Source organism: Amycolatopsis tolypomycina (assembly GCF_900105945.1).
Lineage (GTDB): Bacteria > Actinomycetota > Actinomycetes > Mycobacteriales > Pseudonocardiaceae > Amycolatopsis > Amycolatopsis tolypomycina.
The window spans coordinates 5,635,294-5,654,274 of the sequence record NZ_FNSO01000004.1; the positions used below are offsets into that span (position 1 = coordinate 5,635,294).

Below are 18,981 nucleotides of genomic sequence, written 5' to 3' on the forward strand. Positions count from 1 at the left end.
GCCGTGAGAAAGACCGAGCCCACCGTGCCGCGCCGGCGTCACCGCGGCCGCTGGACATCGATCGCCCTGGCACTGGGTGTCCCCGCGCTCGTCGTCCCGTACCTGCTGCTCACGCGGGGTGACGCGGAACCGGTGCAGGTGGACTCGGCCGCCTACTACCAGTTCGTCTCCGTGCGGGACGGCAGCGCACTGGACGTGGCCGGGGCCGAAGACGGCGCCCGGATCCAGCAGGAGAAACGCGCCACCGGCGCGGCGAGCCTGTGGCAGCTCAAGCCCGTGCCGGGCGGTTTCTTCCAGCTGGTCAACCACACCAGCGGCAAGGTGCTCGGCGTCCGGGGTCCCGCCACGGCGGAGGCCGACGTCGAACAACAGCCGGACACCGGCGCCGCCGCTCAGCAGTGGCAGCTGCTCGACACCGGCGACGGGCAGCTGAAGATCGTCTCGCGCGACAGCGGGATGATCCTGGGCGTGACCGAGGGCACCGGCCGGCGCGCGGTCGTCCAGTCCCGCGACCGGGGCGGCGCCGACCAGCGGTGGAGCCTCGCGAAAGCCGCCGGGCCGCCGGGCAGCCACACCTGGCGCGACGCGCGGATCGGCGGCGCCCGGCAGCGGATCACCGGCAGCGGCGGCGTACTGTACGCCGGGCCGTCCTGACCCGCACCGGGCCGGCGACCGCGCCGGCCGGGCCGCGGGCCGACACTGGCAGGTTGCCGCCTTGCACGGGGGCACGGGTAGGAAGAGGACAGCCGAGACACATGCTCCTCGATGACACGTCGGCGGAGTTCCACGACTTCTTCGAACGCCACTACGCCGGGCTCGCCCGGTTCGCCTTTCTCCTGACCGGCGAACCGGACGCCGCCGACGACCTCGCCGCCGACGCCCTGATCGCCCTGTGGCAGCGCTGGGACCGGCTGCGCAAGGCCGAGCACCCGCTGGCCTACGCCCGCGGAGTGGTCGCGAACCTGGCCAGGGAGCGGGTCCGCAGCATGACACGCGAGCGCCGCCGGATCGCGCTGTTCTGGTCGCCGGGTGCGCACCAGGAACGGAGTCCCGACGTGGCCGCCGTGGTGGACGTGCGGGCGGCGCTGAACCGGCTGCCGTTCGGGAAACGGGCCTGCGTCATCCTCAGGCACGCCTTCGACCTGCCGGAAAAGGAGACCGCTCGTGCCCTCGGCATCTCGGTCGGTGCGGTGAAGAGCCAAACCTCGAAAGGACTGGCCGAGCTGGAACGCCTGCTCGGCGCCGGCGCGGCCGGGCACCTGGCGACGGAGAGGGGAAGCCGGTGAACGAAGAGATCGGCAAGCGGCTGCGGGCAGCCGCCGAGGCACACCAGCCCGACCACGACCGGATGCTGGCCCGCGTGCACCGCGGCATGGCCGCCACCCCGGTCCGGCGGCGGCCGGGCATCGCGCGGTCCTGGCCCAAGGTGGTGCTCGCCGGCTCCGCCGCGGCCGGCATCCTGGCCGTCGCCGGCTTCGCCGTCGCCGGCAGCGTCCCGGCCCCGCCGGCTGCGACCACGCTCACGGTCCCGACCACGAGCGAAGCGCCCAGCTCCACCCGATCCCCCGACAGCCCGGTCCCGCCGCCCGCGACGGGACGCCCGGCCCCGGCGACCACCGGCCGGCCGGCCTCGAGCACTCCCCCGGCCACCCCGGCGGGCAACCGGGTCGCGGACGGGCCGCTGTCGGCGCAGGGCACCGTCGACCCCCACAGCACGGTCTACTGGGCCCAGAGCACCCTCGACCTCGACACCGCCCGGCCGCTGACCGCGCTCGTCGTGGAAGTGCGCATCACGCAAACCGGCGGCGTGCAGCGCACCGGCCAGTGGCAAACCGGGCCGGCCGACGACTTCGCCGTCACCACCCAGGACAGCGGTGACGCCGTGGTGTACCGCTGGGAGCTCAAGCCGGGGCGCACGCTCCCGGCCGCGGCACAGGTGTTCGCCGTCCAGTACAACCACGCCGCCGGCACTCGCCACGCCGACCTCGACAGCTACCGCGTCCAGGCCACCACCACGGACGGCAGCCACACGCTCCGGGGCGGCTTCACCACGCCCTGAGGTACCCGGGCGGCGGTTCCGTGCAGGTTACGTCTTGACGTCGCCGAGGTTATCGTTCACAGTCCTCTGGTGCGCTCAGCCGCACGTCCACTCGACCAACTGTCCCCTTTTCACTCCGCCCTCTCCCTCTCGCTCCCCTGAACTGTTAGCGCTAACAATCGTCGTGTCCACGTTCCCAACGAAGGGAAAGATGCTATGTCGGTTGGATTCCCGCGTGTCGCGAGGTGGCGCCGCCGGTGGCGGTCGGCGGTGGCCGGTGCGGTCGTCGTGCCGGTCGTGGGCGGGCTGCTCACGGTGGCCCCGACCGCGGCGTCGGCCGCCACAGTGGACACCGCCGCCTGGTACGTCCTGCTGAACCGCAACAGCGGCAAGGCACTCGACGTCAGCGGCGCGTCCACGGCCGACGGCGCCGGCCTCATCCAGTGGAGCCGCAGCAACGCCACCAACCAGCAGTTCCAGTTCGTGGACGCCGGTGGTGGCTACTACAAGCTGCGCGCGCGGCACTCCGGCAAGCTCGCCGACGTGCAGGGCGCCGCCACCGCCGACGGCGCCGCGGTGGTGCAGTGGAGCGACAACGGCGGCGCCAACCAGCAGTTCAGCCTCGCCGACGCCGGAACGGGGTACGTCCGGCTGGTCAACCGCAACAGCGGCAAGGCACTCGACGTGCAGGGCGCCTCCACGGCCGACGGCGCCGCCGTGGTGCAGCAGACCGGCTCCACGGCCAACGACCAGCAGTGGCAGCTCGTCCAGGTCGACGGGGGCAACGGCACCGGCGCCTGCACCCTGCCGTCGACGTACCGCTGGTCGTCGACCGGCCCGCTGGCGAACCCGAAGGCGGGCTGGGTCTCGCTCAAGGACTTCACGAACGTCGTCTACAACGGCAAGCACGTCGTCTACGCCACGACGCACGACACCGGGTCGAGCTGGAAGTCCACGAGCTTCACCCCGTTCACCAACTGGTCCGACATGGCCACCGCCACCCAGAACTCGATGTCCTTCGGAGCCGTCGCGCCGACGCTGTTCTACTTCGCCCCGAAGAACATCTGGGTGCTCGCCTACCAGTGGGGCTGGCCCGACACGTTCTCCTACCGCACCTCGAGCGACCCCACGAACCCCAACAGCTGGTCGGCGCAGCAGACGCTGTTCACGGGCACGCTCCCCAGCGGGGCGCCGATCGACCAGACCATCATCGGCGACGGCACGAACATGTACCTGTTCTTCGCCGACGACAACGGCGGCATCTACCGCGCCGGCATGCCCATCGGGAACTTCCCGGGCAGCTTCGGCTCGAGCTACACGAAGATCATGAGCGACACCGCGCTCAACCTGTTCGAAGCGCCCGAGGTCTACAAGGTCCAGGGCCAGAACCAGTACCTCATGATCGTCGAGGCGCGGGGAACGAACGAGCGCCGCTTCTTCCGCTCGTTCACCGCAACCAGCCTCAGCGGCACGTGGACCCCGCAGGCGGCCACCGAGAGCAACCCGTTCGCGGGCAAGGCCAACAGCGGCGCCACCTGGACCAACGACATCAGCCACGGTGACCTGGTCCGCACCAACCCCGACCAGACCAAGACGATCGACCCCTGCAACCTCCAGTTCCTGTACCAGGGCCGCGACCCCGGCTCCGACGGCGTCGACTACGGCCTCCTGCCGTACAAGCCCGGAGTGCTGACCCTGCAACGCTAGTCACCCGGGCGGGCTCGGCCCCCACGGCCGAGCCCGCCCGCATGTCCGCCTCGTGTCAGGGCCGTGTCAGGAACCGTGGCCAGCATCGTCGTCATGGATGACACGAACGGGCCCACGGTCGCGACCGAGTCCCGCCCCCTCCACGGAGCAGCCAAGCGGCTGCTCGCCGACCGGCACTCGCTGCCCCTGTCGATCGCTCTGCACCTGGTCCCCGGCGCCCTGATCGTCGCGGTCTACCTGTTGTTCGCCGAACCGTTCGTCCTGGCCATCGGCGCCCCGGTGTTCCTGGGCTGGGCGATCGCGCTGTGCGTGGTCCTCGGCCCGCTGATGGCGGGCCTGTACTGGCTGGGCCACCAGCGCAACGGCAGGTTCTCCTTGCGCGGGGTGCTGCACTACACGGGCAAGCCGTTGCCGAGGGGAAAGCTCGTCGCCATGGCCATCCCGATGTTCCTGTGGATGATGGTGCTGTCGACCGCGCTCATCCCCTTGGACAACTTCGTCTTCGACCACTTCTTCACCTGGCTCCCGTTCGCCGACGCGGGCGGCAGCGCCACCACGTACCTCCAGGGGAGCGGCCGCTCGGCCATGCTCGCCACGCTGGTGGTGTGCCTGCCGCTGACCGGGATTGCGCTGCCGCTGATCGAGGAGTTCTACTTCCGCGGGTTCCTCATGCCCCGCCTCGCCCACCTGGGCCGCGGGGCGCCGGTGCTCAGCACGGTCCTGTTTTCGCTGTACCACTTCTGGGCACCGTGGACGTTCGTGTCGAAGCTGGTGTTCTTCTTCCCGGGCCCGTGGTTCGTGTGGAAGAAGAAGGACATCCGCCTGTCGATCGCGATGCACGTCGGAACAACCTCGATCTCGACGGTAGGCGGTATCGTCGCGATCGCGTTCAACATCGTGTGATCCGCGCCCGGAACACTGCCGAAACACCCACCAGCTCGCCGCGAACAATCTGCAGTTGCCGTTACCAGGCAACGGGTCCGAGGCGATCGATGAAGATCCCGGTCGGTCCGTCGGCGTCGAGCGTCGCGAGTTCGATGATCGGGTCGGTGCCCTCGGTGACCGTCAGCTGGCCGGTGTGGTTGTTCATGTCGGTGGCGGTGAACTTGTGGTTGACGACCTCACCGGGGGTGATGGCGTTGAACTTGATATTCGGGAGCGCCTGGGTGTACCGGACGGTGATCATGTTCAGCGCCGCTTTCGACGAGCTGTAGGCGAGCTCGTGCATTTTCGAGGCGGGCTGCGTGGGATCGGCCATGACCGCGAAGGAGCCCACGGCGCTGGACACCATCACCACCCGCGGGTTGTCCGCCGCAGTCAGCAGGGGCAGGAACGCGTGCGTGACCCTGACCGGCCCGTACACGTTGGTGTCGTAGACGGAGTGGATCTCCTCGGCCGTGGCGTCCGCGGGCGGGACAACGTTCCCCGGCGCGCCGGCGTTGTTGATCAGCACGTCCAGCCGGTTGGTGTGCTTCCGCACGAGCCGCACGGCGTCGGCCACCGACTCGTCCGAGGTCACGTCCAGCGGGACCATGACGACGTTCGCGCCGCCCGCAGCCAGCTTGTCGGCGGCCGCCTGGCCCCGGCTTTCGTCCCGTGAGCCGAGGAAGATCGTCCAGCCCCGCTCGCCGAGCCGCCGAGCCGATTCGAAACCGAGCCCCTTGTTGCCTCCGGTGATCAGCACCGAGGTCTGTTCTGTGTGCGTCATGCCCACCAGACACCGCGTCCCGCTCGGTTGTGACCACCTGTGAACGAGCTCACACGGACGATCGCCGACTCCGGCAACGGCCACTCCGCGGCAACGAGGCTGAGCCGGTCCCCGTAAGGGAAACGATCACCCTCGTCGGCAGGTAACGGCCCGCGGACGAAGCACCGGTGCAGCAGCAGTTCGCGTCGCTGGTCCAGCGGTTCCGGCTCGTCCTCGGACCAACCGGCCGGAAGCACCGGAGGATCGCCACCGATGTCCGCCTCTCCGTCCCAGTTCAGGAGTCCGATGGCGGAGAAGAACTCCGTGTGCATCGCCGGCCCGCTGTCGTCCATGCTGTCGGCGCAAAACCGCTCGATCAGATAGTCGCTGACCCGGCTGAGCCCGTACAGCTTTCATGAGCCGCCAGGGCTGCTCGTCGTCCTCGGTGTACCCGCCGGCGGGCAACCGCTCCCGATGACGCAATGGTTCCAGTTCGGCCAGGTGCTCGGCCGCTGCCGTCCGCCGGCCGCTCAGGTACTGCCGGCACGCATCGGGCTCGTCACCGCAATCGAGCAAGCCCTCGTACAGCCGCCGGAAGTACAGCCAGGCGAGTTCCACGCCGTGATCATGATCCAGCCGGCGAGCATCCGCAACGAGGTTCCTCGCCGGCGAAACGTCCGGTGGGATCAGTGGGGTCGGGACAGCCGGCGGCGACGGATGGTTCGTCGGACGACGGCGTAGGTGTAGAAGTCGGTGAGTACGACCACCGGGGTGACGAGCACGACCGGCAGGAGCACTCGGTCCCAGCCGCCGCCGAGGAGCGCGTGGATCAGGGTTGCGAGGAGCCAGCAGAGGTAGCCGCCCCAGGTCAGGATCATGACCACCTGCCACGGTCGTTTGTGGAGCAGGATGTCGGCGATGCCGGGGCGAGGGGCTTTGTCCCGGGGGGTCAGTGCCATGTGGGGCGTCCCCGTGGAGTACCGGTGCCAATGGTCGAATCGTTGGTAGATGTAGTCGATGATGTCCGGTTCGGCTGGTGCGGTTGGTTCGCGGAGATCGGCGAGCAGGTTGTCCAGTTCGAGTCGGGTCGCGGCGGCGTAGGCCGCGGCGACCCGGTCGTCGTACTCGGCGAGGTCGAGCTGGCCCTTGGCGTGTGCCCGGCGCAGGGCGCGGGCGGCTTCGTCGCGTTCGCGGTGGGAAACGCGGTGGTCGGCGGGTTCCGAGCGGCGCCGTCCTCGTCGCGGCCGGTGCAGGTCGGCGAGCAGTGCGGCCAGTTCGTGGTCCGTGTCGGCTGCTGCCGCCGCCCTCGCTCGGTCGGTGTGTTCGGCGGGAGTGAGCCGCCCGTCGGCCAGTGCCTGGTCCAGTTCGGCACGCGTGGCGTCGCGTTCGGCGGGACCGGCCCGCAGCTCCAGGTCGGCCGCGAGCGCGTCGAGCTCGCGCTGCCGCACGGCCTGGTCGATCCACGCCGCGGCGCCGTCCCACGCCTGCGGATCCACCCGGCCGCTGGTGATCGCCGCCTCGACCTCGGTCAGCGCGGCCTGCCGGTCGGCCGTGGACAGCAGAACGTCGGCGGGTGCCGTGCCGGGCGTGTCCGGCATCGTGATCGCCTCGCCCGGGTCGGGGACGCCTTCAAGGCGTGCGTGGTGCCACACACCATCTACGACCGGGTGGATCATGAGGGGATCGATGTAGATCACCGCGGCTGTCATGACGCTCGGCCCCACGTGAAGTCGGCCAGCGTGTCGGCTGCGGCTGAGTTCCTTTGTGCCTGGCGCTGAAGGGCTTTTGCGGTGCCGGAGTACTTGTTGAGGAGTGCCTTCTCGGTGAGGTATGTGGTGCAATGGACGTTTTTGAACGCTACCGCCATCGGAGTGCGTCGGTCCTCGAAGAGAGTGAAAGCGTGCGCCGGGCTCGGATTGTTTGCTGTCGTCGGGACGATCCGGACGGTGACGTGGTGCAAACTCGCGACGCTTCGAAGGCTTCGGATCTGTGCGTCTGCGTCAGGTTCGTCGCCCGCAGAACGTAAGGCGTCCTCGCCGATGAGGAAGAGGTAGCGGCGAGGGCCGTTCAACATCCCTTCCCGGCGAACGGTTCGTTCAAATGGTTCGAGTTCGGGACAGGCAGGCTCTTCGTCGGTGCCGGGTTCGCGATCAAAGTGTTGCGGAAGCCGCAGGAGATCCGGAAGGCAGAAAGGAGACCATTCCACAACCCGGTCGGACAGTTGCTCGTACGTCCACATCAGACTGAAGGACCGCATATCATCGGTTGCGACGAGGTTGTCGTCGTAGACGTGCTTGGCCGACTCCATGAACTTCTCGTATTCGACGCCGCTGATCCCGAGGAAGCCGAGGATGTGGGAGACGGCGGGAGGATGCGGGATGTGGGTGCCGAGCTCCAAGCCGGACAGGCGCGCCGGTGACATGCTGAGCTTGTCGGCGAGACGGCGCAAACCAATCTTTCGCCGCTCGCGTGCCTCGCGAAGGCCCGCACTGACGAGCAACACGGCAGGGCGACGGATGGTTGGCAATGACATGATCGATCTCTCTGGTGGTGGTCGTTCTGCGGGGTGCGTCCGGGAGCGAAGGCCCGTTACCGCCAGCGCTCCGGCAGCGGGCGCGGTGGGCCGAACTTCGGCCAGAAGACGTCCAGTACCAGCGTGGCCGCTTGATGGTCCGTTTCGGTCAGCTGCTCGCCGGGTTTGCGCGGTCGACCGAGCTGCTGGAAAGCGGCTTCCAAGGAACCTGCGTCATCCGGTTGGGACGCCGCGGGCAACCAACTCCGACCCGAAGGGGCAACCTGGCGCTCGGGCGAAGCGCCTGAGCCGTCGGGCATCTTGTTGTAACGAAGTGCTACCGCTGTCGCTTGCATGGGTGTCAGCGTGCAGTGGAAGGTTGCGGCCGCAAACGACGTCGGCGTATGAGTTTTAGCAGGTAGGAGTCGCGTGGTGCCGGATTCCATACATCAGGAGGATGGAATCCGGCGCCATGTTGTGTGCGATCGAATACACTGCGTGTCAAGTGGTGGGAGGAGGGAGACCGACGTGCAGACGCCGACGAGAAGGTGCGAGAAATGCGGTGCGCGCCTGGCTCGTGATCGCGTGAGCAACCACTGCGGACCATGCATCCGCCTGTTGATCGCGCACGAGGCGCCACCCCAGCCGGACACCTTCTGGGCCGCCGACAGCATCCGCGCTGCGCTGAAGGACCGCCATTTCGGCAGGCTCTTTGCCGCCTACCGTAAAGAATCCAACCCGCACGTGTCGCAGGCTGCGCTCGGCCGTTGGCTTGGCCTGACGCAGGCGCAAGTCAGCCGGCTGGAAGCGCCGGGCGCCCGCCCTCCGAGCAACCTGGTGAACCTCGAACGCTGGGCGAAGGCTCTGCAAGTCCCTCCAGCACTGCTGTGGTTCAGCGTTTCTCATACTGTCAACGAGTTGGCGGGCTCAGGCGACGACATTAGCCTCGGTCGCGTGCAAAGGCGACAGTTCTTCAGGACCGCAGGTGTCGGTGCCACGGCCATCGGCGCATCACTACTCGGCGCCGGACCGGCCGTCGCGGCAAGCCCGCCGAAGCCCCGCAGCACGGACGTCGAGATCGTACGCGACATGACAGCCACGTTCCGGCGTCTGGACAACCGCTTCGGGGGCGGACATAGCCGCGCCACGACGACGATCACAAACTACCTGACATCGACCGTCGCGCCGATGCTGAAGGACACGACCAGAAAAGCCGCGGCACGAGAAGAACTGCTCGGCGCGGCCGCCGAGTTGCACCAAGTCGCCGGCTGGATCGCGTTCGATGTTGGCAACGCTGCGGAAGGGCAACGGCGCCTCCGCGATGCGTTGAAGCTGTCTCAGGACGCGGGCGATGATGCCCTCGAAGCCGAGATGTTGGCGGCCATGAGCCATCACGCCGCATTCAACGGTGCCCCCGAGGTTGCCGTCGACATGGCGCTCGCCGCACGGCGTACGGCGAAGAGGTCGGGTCTGGCAGCTCTGCAGGCGGAGGCCGCCGTGCTCGAAGCGCATGGCCATGCGCTGCAAGCGAACTCCTCGGCTTGCTTCGCGGCCCTGCACGAAGCCGAGCGTGCCTTCGAACGCTTCTCGCCCGGATCGGGACCGGCTTGGCTCAACTACTTCGACAGCGCGTACCTGTCGGCGAAGTTCGCTCACGTGTTCCGTGACCTCGGCTCCGCGCCAGAAGCCGAGCAGTTCGCTCGCCGGGCGCTCGGAATGGACGACGGATACGAGCGGGGGAGGCTGTTCAACACCGCGCTGCTCGCGTCGACGCTGGCCGACCAGGGGCGCGTCGACGAAGCGTGCGTGGAGGCCACCGCCGCGGTGCGCATGAGCGAGCAGGTCCGATCGATCCGAGGCGGTGCCTACCTCGCCGACGTCGGCCGTCGGCTCAGCCCTTACCGCGGCGATCGGCGGGTGCGTGCGCTCTACACGCAGATGGACGCCGCCGGCGTGCCCACCCCGATTCAGCGATAGAACGCGAGGACGTGGAGCAGCGCGACCTGCGAAGCCGCGCCGACGATCTCACCCTTGGTGATGCGCTCACGGACTGTGTCGAGCGGGATCCACGCGACCCGCTCGGCCTCGTTGATGTCTTCGGGCTCACCGACGTACTCCGCTCCGCGGGCGATGAAAAGCAGGTTCTCGGCGTCGGCGCTCCCGACGGTGGGCTGCATCGATCCCAACGGTTCGACGTTCAACGGCCGCCAGCCGGTCTCCTCCTCGACCTCGCGGACAGCGGTCGCCGCGGCGTCCTCTCCGGGGTCGACGTAGCCGCCAGGAAGCTCCCAGACCCATCGGTCGATGATGAACCGGTGCCGCCACATCATGAGGACGCGGTCTTGGTCATCAAGGACCGCCATTATCGCGGCCTTGGGCATGCGGAGCACGTACTGCTCGAACTTGACGCCGTCGGGTAACTCGACCGAGGCGATGCTCAACCGCAGGCGGCGGGTGTCGTCGACGACTCGCTCGCCGTGGATCTTCCAGCGCGTCTGCTCTTGCCCGTTGGGTTCGATGGCCACATCACGAGATGCTACGACGTCGCCCGCGGGGTGCGCGCGCTATCGGACGAGGATCACTCTCAGTGCGCCGTCCCGTCGGGAGCATCGGTGCACAGTCCTTCGCCCGGTCGGCGGTGTCACTCGCGCAGGCCCTGCGAAAGTGCGAGGAGTTCCCTCAAGTCCGCCTCCATTCCAGGGTCCGCCGGTCGAGCAACGACGTGTACGCCAGCCCGGGGCTCGCCTCCGGTGCTTCGAAGAAGACCCTCTCGTAGTCGTTCCGCGGACAACGTCGATGAGCCGTCGGTGGCCTCGTCCGGCTCGAGGTAAGGGCTCAAGCAGACCAGGCCATCCCTGCATTCGATGGCTCGGCGGTAGAAGTGCAGCCGCATGTGGCGCACGCGGAAGGCCTCGCGGGCTTGCGATGTCGTCGGAAGCAATGTGATGTCCGGAAAGGCCTGGCGCAAGGAAGTCCACAACGGCCTCAGCCGGCGGTAGTGCTTGCGATCCATGAACCACAATCGAAGCTTCACGACTCCGGCGCGAACCCCAGGGTATGCGACCCCGAAGAAGAAGATGGAGATGCCCAGAGCCAGAAAGGGAGTAGTCCATAAACCGCTCCCGGGAACCACGTCATGCCGAAGTCCCAGTCGGCCGGTAGTCGAAGCGATCCGAGGTAGATGCGTTCCCAAACAACAGATGACAAGGCCCGCACCCGCGACGCGCAAACTGAGCCGCACCCGCGACTGACCTTGGTCTCCGGCCCGCCAGGTCAGCACCGCGCCGCGCCCTGTGGCGTAGGCCATGTAGACATTGCCGATCAAGTAGAAGAGCAGTTGCATCGTCGCCGAACCCGCTGCCTCGTAGCTGAAGCTGCCGGAGCTCTTGTCGGCGAGTACGAAGGTGGCTGCCAGGCCGCAGCTGGCGACGAACGCGATCCCGATCTCGACCATCCCACGCGACGCGACACCACGAGAATCCACTATGGACTCAAGTAGGATGATCAGCAGGGCGAAGAAGAACGTTAGCACGACGTTCTGCAACAGCTTCGGCAACTGGCTCGAGGCTCCCGGCAGGGCGGAGGCGGGATCTGCCGCGAGCTGCGCGGTCAACGCGAGGAAGACGAGAAAGGTGCATGCGGTGATCACCCGAAGGTCGCGGTCGACCGGAACGCGGATCAGCTGGGAGATCTTCCATCCGGAGGCCCCCGCGGCCGCACCCCACATCGCGAGGTTGGGCACGCTCATCACAGCCAGCCCTGGTGGTCGTCGAAGGCCCCATGCAATCGTCGGCTGGCCTTGCTCCCCTGGACAGGAGAGAACTTCAGGGCTTCCAGTAAGGTCGCCCATTCCTTGATGACCGTGGCGACCATCTCGGCCTCGCGTTCCGCGACGAGGCTGTAGCCGTCGCGGCGCAGAGCGTCCCTGACGACCTCGGGTGGGATGTCAGGGAACAGCGCGGCGAGGCCGGTCGCGCCGCCTTCGGTGCTGTGACCGCTGATCATGTGCCCGACCTCGTGCAGGATGATGTGGTCCTGGTGCGCGGCGGTGGTGTGCTGCTGGAACAGGATCCGGTCGGCGTCGGCGAAGGCAATCCAGAGCCCGAAAGCCCCCGGCACCGGCAGCGGATACGGCACGAGCTCTATCGGCCGCCCGCGGTGCTCGGCTAGCTTCAAGCACAGGGCGCGGACGTCGAGTGGCGTGTCGACGTCCAGATCTCGGAGAAGCCTCTTCACTCCTCGGCGCAGATGCAGGTCGTTGCGCCAAGTGCCTTCGCGAGGACTACGACGTGAGCGCAACTCGGTCGAAGATTCTCGTGATCGCCGCCGCTGTCGCCTTCGGGTGGCTGACCAACCCGTTGTGGCCGCCGGGCAGCTCGGCGAACGGGACGCCCAAGTCGCCGGCGAGCTGCTCGGCGCAGCGGTACTCCCATTGACCTCGGGAAAGATCGCCGCCGGTGAGAACTGAGCTTCCCCCCGTTCGCCGGACACGGCGGGTGTGGGGTCAGGCCGGCGCGTCTGGTGGCCGGTTGAGGGCCTCAAACGTGGCGGGGCTGTGCATCCCGATCTTGGAGTGTCTCCGTTTCGGGTTGTACCAACACACTATCCATTCGAATATCGCGTTGGCAAGTTCGTCGCGGGTTTTCCAGGTTTTCGAGTCGAGAAGTTCGAGCTGGAGGGTTCCCCAAAACGATTCCATCATGGCGTTGTCGTAGCAGTCACCGACGGTGCCCATGGAGGCGAGCAGGCCTGCGGCGCGGAGGCGTTGCCCGAATGCCCACGAGGTGTATTGCGATCCGTGGTCGGAATGCAGGATGGTTTTTCTGCCGTCGGGTTGGCGGCGGAGAATGGCCATGCCGAGGGCGTCGGTAACCAGTTCGGTGCGCATATGGTCGGCGATGGACCAGCCGATGATGAGCCGGGAATAGGCGTCCATCACGGCGGCGCAGTAGACGCGGCCTTCCTCGGTGGGGTGTTCGGTGATGTCGGTGATCCACAACCGGTCTGGGGCGTCGGCGGTGAACCGGCGGTTGACCAGGTCGGCACGGGGTTGCCCGGCCGGGTCGCGGACCGTGGTGACATGCCGCCGGCGACGGTAGAGGCCCTGGATGCCGGCTTCGCGCATGAGCCGCTCGACCCGTTTGAGGTTGACCGGCATCCCCAGACCGAGCCGCAATTCGGCGTGCACCCGCGGCGAACCATAGGTGCCGCGGGAATCGGCGTGGATCTGTTCGATGTGTTTCAGTAACAGCGCGTTCTCCTCCTCTCGAGCCGAGGCCGGCCGGTCGCGCCATTCGTAATAGCCGGAGCGGGACACGTTCAATACCCGGCAGGCCACCGCGACGTCGATACCGTCGGCGGCGAGCTCATGGACCAGCGGGAAGGTTACTTTGGGAGGATGTTCTCCCGCGCGAAGTACGCCGCCGCGCGTTTGAGGATCTCGTTCTCCATCTCCAGCTGCCGGTTCTTGCGGCGCAGCTCGGCGAGTTCCTTCTTTTCCGCGCTGGTCAACCGGGTGGCTGAGCCGTTGGTGTCGGCGTCGGCCTGGGCCATCCAGTTGCGCAGGCAGGACTCGCTGATGCCCAGTTCCTTGGCCAGCGCGGCGACCGGTTTGTCGCCCAGGCGGGCCAGCTCGACGGCACGCTGACGGAACTCAGGCGGGTGTGGTGCAGGCATCGGAACATCCTCCCTGGTGACCGGCGGTCACCTCAGGTCAGGTGTCCGGACAACCGGGGGAAGCTCAACTGGCGTACCGTGCTGGCCGCGGCGCGCTGACGTTTGTGTCCGGGCAATACGGAGAGCTGTCCGACTTCTACGACAGCAGCTTCAACGAGACGATCCCCGTCGGAGCCACTCCGCAGGAAGCGCCCCTCGGCGAGCAACTCCGCGGCGTTTCTCCCTCGGACTTCTCGTCCTTCGCGGAGCAGTTCGGCATCGACGCGACCCCGGACTTCCCCATCGTGGCCGACGTGGCCGCGACCACGCCAGCCGGTACGCCGGTGACGGTCCGCCCGGACACGAGCGACCCGGCCGGGCACCCGTTGACGTTGGTGGCGGATCAACCACCGGCTCACGGCACCGTCGCCGTGGACGGCACGGCCGTCACCTACACGCCTGCGGCCGGGTTCTCGGGCACCGACACCTTCACCGTGAAATCGACCAACGGCACCCTCAGCTCCGACCCGGCGACCATCACGATCACGGTCACCCCGGCCGTGGTGAACCACGCGCCGGTCGCCGGAGCACAGGCCGTCACCGCGGTGGCCGGTCAGCCGTTGCCGATCACGCTCACTGGCACCGACCCCGACGGGGACAACCTCGCCTACACCGTGCTGACCGCTCCGGTCCACGGCACGCTCAGCGGGACGGCCCCGAACCTGACGTACACGCCGGCACCCGGGTTCCAAGGTCCGGACTCGCTCACCTTCAAGGTCAACGACGGCAAGGTCGATTCCCCGGCCGTCACGGTGGCGATCACGGTCGTGCAGGCCGCCGGCTGCCAAGCGGCGCCGAAGCTCGACACGCAGGTGAGCGCGACCAGCGGCGGTGGCCGAAACAGAGTCACCTCCCTGCCGGTCACCACACGGGGAAGCGGCGAACTCTTGCTGGCCTTCATCGGCGCCGACGGCCCTCAGGGCCGCCAGCAGCGCGTGATGACCGTCGTCGGCGGAGGCCTGAACTGGACGCTCGCCGCACGGGCGAATACCGGCGGGGGCACAACCGAGGTGTGGCAGGCGTACGCGAAGCGTCCACTGGACCGTATGAGGGTCACGACGATCTTCGCTCGAGGCGGGTTCGACAGCACCATCACCGTGGCCGCCTACAGCGGTACCGCTCGCAAGCTCGGCGCCACCGGTTCGGCGGCCTCGCGATCGGGCAATCCCGCCGTGGCGGTCTCCACGACGAGTTGCAACGCGGTGGTGTGGGCTCTGGGCCATGACCTCTCCGACGCCAAGGCGCCCACCGTGTCGCCGGGGCAGACGATCGTCCACCAATTCCTCGATGGCCGTGCGCGAACCTCTTACTGGGTCAAGCGGACCGACAATCCCGTCCCCGCACGCACTCGGGTTGTCTTCACCGACTCGAAGATCACCAGGGACAAGTGGGCGTACGTCGCCGTGGAGGTGGTCCCGGCTCGATAAACAACGGGAACCGTCGCCGGCCGGCAACCTCAGGATTGCCGGCCGGCGGCCCATGTCAGCTGCCTGGCGTGGCGGTCCAGGAGGGCCTGCGCGAGGGCGTCCTGCGGTCCCCGGGTGGCGGCGGTCAGCGCGATGCTGTCGTCCCCGACCTTGTTGATGACCGACCCGCGTTTCTGCCGGCACGGGTGCCGGACTCGCCCGGGATTGCCGGCCAGTCGAGCCGGTCGAAGTCGAGCAGGTCCAGCTCTCCGCACAGGCGGTCACCTGCGTCAGCGATCTCGGCAGGATCGTCGCACCAGTCGCCGACGACCAGTTCGAGGTCCGCCATACGACACGGCCCGCCGAAATCCTGTTCGGCTGGATCCAGGCCCGGTCGCCTGCAGATTGCGCCGGACGTTCGATAGGGAGCGCGGCCAGTTCTCTCACCAATTTCACTGGGGCACAGCTGGGGCAAACCCCCTCCTCGGACCGCGCTAAGCCGCACGGAACTGCACCCAACTGCCCCAGACTGCCCCAGTCGACCCTGGCAGTGAGGGGGTCAGGGGTTCGAGTCCCCTTAGCTCCACTGGTCCGAAGCATCGGTAGCCCCTACACCGGCGTTGACCTGCAAATTATGCGGCTCAAGGGGGTTACCGATCGGCTTACGACCCTGTGACAAAACCCGAACTCTCGGGCTGATGCGAGCGTGATCCAATGACCGCTGTCCGTGCGCGGTCCATACCGGACGATGTCGCCGTCGGACACCCTGGTCTTCGTACTGGCGCCCTCCGCGATGTGCGCCCTTGAGTGAGCAGGTCTGGCTAACGTCACTAGCGGCTGCTGCGATCCCATTGACTGATAACTTCAATAAGACCCATCCGGTTGAGAGGCCAATCAGGCTTCCGTCTTCTGGCCAGCAGGTTGTTCAGCCCTGATGATCGACACCAGCGGTCGCGCGCGGGCGGCGCCAATACGCCGCTTTCGAGAAGACGAACGCCCCCGCTTGACAGTGAAGTGGACACGACGACAACGGCGTAGTCAGGAACCAACGCCGTTGTCGGAGCCGACGCACTCTCAGGCAGCCGTGACCGGCAGGTCGATGAGCTTCATGAAGTGGCTCAACGCGGCGTTCTGCCGTTCGGGCGTCCACAGTTCGGGGTGCTCGATCGCCGAGAGCACCATTCCGCTGGTCCACAGGCGGATCAGGTCGACCGTGGGTTCGATTTCGCCGGGGCTGATGAAGTCGCCGATCGCGGTGGCGATCAGGTTACGCATGCCCGGTTCAAGGAGGGCGAGGTGACGCTCGATCGCCGGCTCGACGTTGCGGTGGCTGACCAGGGCGACGCGGGCGCGTTCGATGGCCATGCCTTCGTCGTTGTCGGGCATGAAGTAGCGCACGATGGCCTCGAGCCGCTCGTGCGGGTCCTCGATCGCGATCAGCTCGTCCTGAACGGTACGTGCGTCCTCGAGTGTTTGCTGCAACATCGTGTCCAGCAACGCGTCGCGGCTCGGAAAGTAGTGCGTCACCATCGTCACCGACCCGCCGAGGCGGTTGCTCACCGCTCGAAGGGTGAACTTGGCGAACCCGAGATCTCCGAGCACCCGGATCGCCGCATCCACGATCTTCTCCCGCCACTCGTCGTGATCGACGAAGATCGGCACCATGCCTCCCAGACAGCTTCGTTATACAACGACGGTTACATAGTAGTGGGCGGCCAGGCTGCACACCACCAAACCCTCAGGATCTGGTGTCGATCACGCCCTCGTGCAGCGGGTGCGGCTCCTGTTTGAGCGCCGCTTTGTGCACCTTGCCACTGGGCGTATACGGAAGCTCCGCACGGAATTCCACGTACCGTGGAACTTTGAACGGCGCCAGCCCACCGCGAGCCCAGGCGACGACCTGCTCGGCCGTGAGCTCCACACCCGCTTCCGGCACCACGATCACCTTGACCTCTTCCTCACGATCGGGGTCCGGCACCGGCACCGCGGCGACGGCTTCGACGCCGGGCATGCCGTCGAGATGCAGTTCGACTTCGGCGGCGGAGATGTTCTCGCCACTGCGGCGGATCATGTCGCGAAGGCGGCCGCGGAAGTAGTGCTGGCCGTCGTGGTCTTTCACGACGAGGTCGCCGGTGCGGAACCAGCCGCCGGGCAAGAACAGTTCGGCGTTGGCCTCGGGACGGTTGTGGTACCCGAGCATCATGCCGGTGCCGCGGACGCACAGCTCGCCCACCGTACCGGCCGGGACTTCTCCAAGATCCTTGTCGATGACTTTGGTTTCCCGGTTGGGGTAGCAGAAACCCATCGAACCGGTGCCGGCGAGGTCGTCGCGGTCGAACGGGACGGCCGTTCCCGAGCCGATCTCGGTGCTGGCGTAGCACTCACGGGCTTTGATCCCGAACCGCTCTTCGATCGGCGCGTACGCGACAACGGGCAGGCCGGCGACCGGAGCCTGCTTGAGGGCGAGTGACTTGTCGCGCGGATCCTCGGGAAACTCGAGCATGTCCTCGTCGATCCAGGCGAAGTCGATGCGGTAGTCGTGCAGCCAGCCCATGAACTTGCGCCGACTCAGCCCCGGGGTGATGTACAGCGCGGCGCCCCGGACGACGGCGAGCATGAAGTACGCCTGATTCTGCATGTAGTAAAAGGGGTGGTCGGCGAGGATCCGCCTGGCCTCCTGCTCCAGGGCCACACCGTAGAGCCCCAGTTCCATCCAGTACTCGTGGGTCAGCAAACATCCCTTCGGCAGCCCGGTCGTTCCCGAGGTGAACTGGATGTTGGTGACTTCCAGGGGGTCGATCGCCGTGCGGCGAGGGGTCGGGGTCGACGCGACGAGCTTCTCGTAGCTCAGCCCGGCACGATCGCTCGCACCGATCGCGACGACCCGGTCGAGTCCTACCGGGCCGACCCGTCCGTCGGTGGCGTGTTGCTCGATGAGATCTTCGGTGCCGATGAGCCACGTTGCTCCGGCGTCACCGAGCACGAACGCTAGTTCGCGATAGGTGTACTTCGGATTGAGGGGCACGATGGCCGCACCCGCCTCGACGATGGCGAGCCAGGCGATGGGAAATTCCACCTGGTTGCGGGTGATGACCCCGACCTTGTCACCGGGACGCAGTCCCGTCGCCTCGAGTCCCGAACGCACGCTGGTGACCGCGGTCCGCAGTTCGCTCCAGGTCAGCGAGCGTTGCTCACCCTCGATCTCGTGCAGGGCCGCGCTGTCCGGCCACGCCGCCGCGGCGGCGTCGAGGGCATCGGGCATGGTCTTGCCCAGCAGGGACTGCTGGTGCGGGGTCAAGTCGGCACGCAAGTGCGTCATGAGTCACTCCTGGCGTCGGTGGAACCGGACTCTGCGGCCGGGCCGGCCTCGTCGTCGGTGACCCACAACGCGCGCTGTGTCGCGACGAACGCGGGCTTGTCACGGCCGTCGACGCGGGCGGTGAGGTCGAGCACGACCAGGTGCCCCTGGGCGCCGCGGTCCACGACCTCGCGGACGGTACCGGTGATGCGGAACCGGTCGGTCACGCGGACCACCGACACGAACCGCACGTGGTCGAGCCCGTAGTTCCACGGCACGCACCGGAACTCCGGCACGAGCACGTGGTTGAGCAGGTAGTCGATCATCCCGAGGAGGTGAAATCCTTCGACGAGCCCGGGACCGTAGCCGTCCCCGTCGCCCTCTTCGCAGGGGTGGGGGTAGCTGTCGAGGTACGTGGCGAACTCGAACTGCTCGGAGCGGTCGGGATCGACGGTGAACCACGGTGTCGTGAAGGAACGGCCGACGAGCCCGGGAATGGCCGCGGGCGAGTCGACGGTGATGATGACGACCTCGGAGGTGTCGGAGAGGTCAGCAGCCAAGATTCTATGCTCCTCGTTATATAAGATTCGTTCTATTTCCGAGTCAGGTGAATGCTCG

General features: G+C 67.5%; 19 protein-coding genes. 8 read left to right on the top strand and 11 right to left on the bottom strand.

Translation table 11 applies throughout. From position 1 onward, the window contains the following. Positions 1-3 precede the first annotated feature (3 nt). From BLW76_RS35360 to BLW76_RS35380, 5 genes are all read left to right on the top strand, one after another. Positions 4-654, top strand: a complete 651-nt coding sequence (locus BLW76_RS35360; protein ID WP_091315799.1) for an RICIN domain-containing protein — start codon at positions 4-6, stop codon at positions 652-654. A gap of 101 nt (positions 655-755) precedes the next feature. After that, positions 756-1,286, top strand: a complete 531-nt coding sequence (locus tag BLW76_RS35365; protein ID WP_091315802.1) for a SigE family RNA polymerase sigma factor — start codon at positions 756-758, stop codon at positions 1,284-1,286. Next, entirely contained in the window at positions 1,283-2,059 is a 777-nt protein-coding gene (locus BLW76_RS35370; protein WP_091315807.1) for a hypothetical protein, read from the top strand. Before BLW76_RS35365 ends, BLW76_RS35370 begins: the two co-directional genes overlap by 4 nt. 195 nt (positions 2,060-2,254) lie before the next feature. Further along, positions 2,255-3,745 (top strand): non-reducing end alpha-L-arabinofuranosidase family hydrolase, encoded by a 1,491-nt coding sequence (locus BLW76_RS35375; protein ID WP_091315809.1) that lies wholly within the window; start codon positions 2,255-2,257, stop codon positions 3,743-3,745. A 93-nt stretch (positions 3,746-3,838) separates the two neighbouring features. Next, a complete protein-coding gene (locus tag BLW76_RS35380; RefSeq protein WP_091320268.1) occupies positions 3,839-4,648 on the top strand; it encodes a CPBP family intramembrane glutamic endopeptidase in 810 nt (269 codons plus the stop codon). 61 nt (positions 4,649-4,709) lie between these two features. Here BLW76_RS35380 and BLW76_RS35385 read toward each other — a convergent pair whose 3' ends face one another. From BLW76_RS35385 to BLW76_RS35405, 4 genes are all read right to left on the bottom strand, one after another. Beyond that, positions 4,710-5,453 (bottom strand): SDR family oxidoreductase, encoded by a 744-nt coding sequence (locus BLW76_RS35385; protein WP_091320270.1) that lies wholly within the window; start codon positions 5,451-5,453, stop codon positions 4,710-4,712. Next, positions 5,450-5,785, bottom strand: a complete 336-nt coding sequence (locus tag BLW76_RS35390) for a hypothetical protein (RefSeq protein ID WP_091315811.1) — start codon at positions 5,783-5,785, stop codon at positions 5,450-5,452. Before BLW76_RS35390 ends, BLW76_RS35385 begins: the two co-directional genes overlap by 4 nt. 333 nt (positions 5,786-6,118) lie before the next feature. After that, positions 6,119-7,141 (bottom strand): DUF1707 domain-containing protein, encoded by a 1,023-nt coding sequence (locus BLW76_RS48960; protein ID WP_208613458.1) that lies wholly within the window; start codon positions 7,139-7,141, stop codon positions 6,119-6,121. Then, positions 7,138-7,965 carry a Scr1 family TA system antitoxin-like transcriptional regulator gene (locus BLW76_RS35405; RefSeq protein WP_143060747.1) on the bottom strand — a complete coding sequence of 276 codons (828 nt, stop codon included), beginning with the start codon at positions 7,963-7,965 and terminating at the stop codon, positions 7,138-7,140. The genes BLW76_RS48960 and BLW76_RS35405 overlap by 4 nt, the downstream gene beginning before the upstream one ends. A gap of 507 nt (positions 7,966-8,472) precedes the next feature. On the opposite strand from BLW76_RS35405, the gene BLW76_RS35410 reads away from it, so the two are divergent. Further along, the gene (locus BLW76_RS35410) at positions 8,473-9,921 is read left to right on the top strand and encodes a helix-turn-helix domain-containing protein (protein WP_244170464.1); all 1,449 of its coding nucleotides are present in this window, start codon (positions 8,473-8,475) and stop codon (positions 9,919-9,921) included. Here BLW76_RS35410 and BLW76_RS35415 read toward each other — a convergent pair. The 3 genes from BLW76_RS35415 to BLW76_RS35425 form a co-directional block, all read right to left on the bottom strand. Further along, positions 9,912-10,469: an NUDIX hydrolase gene (locus tag BLW76_RS35415; RefSeq protein ID WP_091315817.1), complete on the bottom strand. Its 558-nt coding sequence runs from the start codon at positions 10,467-10,469 to the stop codon at positions 9,912-9,914. The genes BLW76_RS35410 and BLW76_RS35415 overlap by 10 nt on opposite strands. Before the next feature lie 116 nt (positions 10,470-10,585). Further along, positions 10,586-11,692 carry an MAB_1171c family putative transporter gene (locus BLW76_RS35420; RefSeq protein WP_091320277.1) on the bottom strand — a complete coding sequence of 369 codons (1,107 nt, stop codon included), beginning with the start codon at positions 11,690-11,692 and terminating at the stop codon, positions 10,586-10,588. Next, on the bottom strand, positions 11,692-12,081 hold the full coding sequence (locus BLW76_RS35425; RefSeq protein ID WP_244170465.1) for a CUE domain-containing protein: 390 nt from the start codon (positions 12,079-12,081) through the stop codon (positions 11,692-11,694). The genes BLW76_RS35420 and BLW76_RS35425 overlap by 1 nt, the downstream gene beginning before the upstream one ends. Positions 12,082-12,233: 152 nt before the next feature. Here BLW76_RS35425 and BLW76_RS48965 point away from each other — a divergent pair, with 152 nt between their 5' ends. Beyond that, entirely contained in the window at positions 12,234-12,380 is a 147-nt protein-coding gene (locus tag BLW76_RS48965; RefSeq protein ID WP_167384848.1) for a hypothetical protein, read from the top strand. Positions 12,381-12,448: 68 nt separating this feature from the next. On the opposite strand, the gene BLW76_RS35430 is transcribed toward BLW76_RS48965, so the two are convergent. Beyond that, a protein-coding gene (locus tag BLW76_RS35430) for an IS3 family transposase (RefSeq protein ID WP_425266034.1) occupies positions 12,449-13,620 on the bottom strand; the annotation gives its coding sequence in 2 pieces (ribosomal slippage) (positions 12,449-13,332 and positions 13,332-13,620; 1,173 coding nt in all). A gap of 284 nt (positions 13,621-13,904) precedes the next feature. Here BLW76_RS35430 and BLW76_RS35440 point away from each other — a divergent pair. Then, on the top strand, positions 13,905-15,086 hold the full coding sequence (locus tag BLW76_RS35440; protein ID WP_425266066.1) for an Ig-like domain-containing protein: 1,182 nt from the start codon (positions 13,905-13,907) through the stop codon (positions 15,084-15,086). 1,053 nt (positions 15,087-16,139) lie between these two features. Here BLW76_RS35440 and BLW76_RS35445 read toward each other — a convergent pair. The 3 genes from BLW76_RS35445 to BLW76_RS48970 all read right to left on the bottom strand — a co-directional run bounded on the left by BLW76_RS35445 (position 16,140) and on the right by BLW76_RS48970 (position 18,923). Further along, positions 16,140-16,727, bottom strand: a complete 588-nt coding sequence (locus tag BLW76_RS35445) for a TetR/AcrR family transcriptional regulator (RefSeq protein ID WP_091320279.1) — start codon at positions 16,725-16,727, stop codon at positions 16,140-16,142. 76 nt (positions 16,728-16,803) lie between these two features. After that, complete coding sequence (locus BLW76_RS35450; RefSeq protein WP_091315827.1) at positions 16,804-18,384, bottom strand: class I adenylate-forming enzyme family protein; 1,581 nt, start codon at positions 18,382-18,384, stop codon at positions 16,804-16,806. Continuing rightward, on the bottom strand, positions 18,381-18,923 hold the full coding sequence (locus BLW76_RS48970; RefSeq protein WP_091315829.1) for a hotdog family protein: 543 nt from the start codon (positions 18,921-18,923) through the stop codon (positions 18,381-18,383). The genes BLW76_RS35450 and BLW76_RS48970 overlap by 4 nt, the downstream gene beginning before the upstream one ends. Positions 18,924-18,981: the final 58 nt, after the last annotated feature.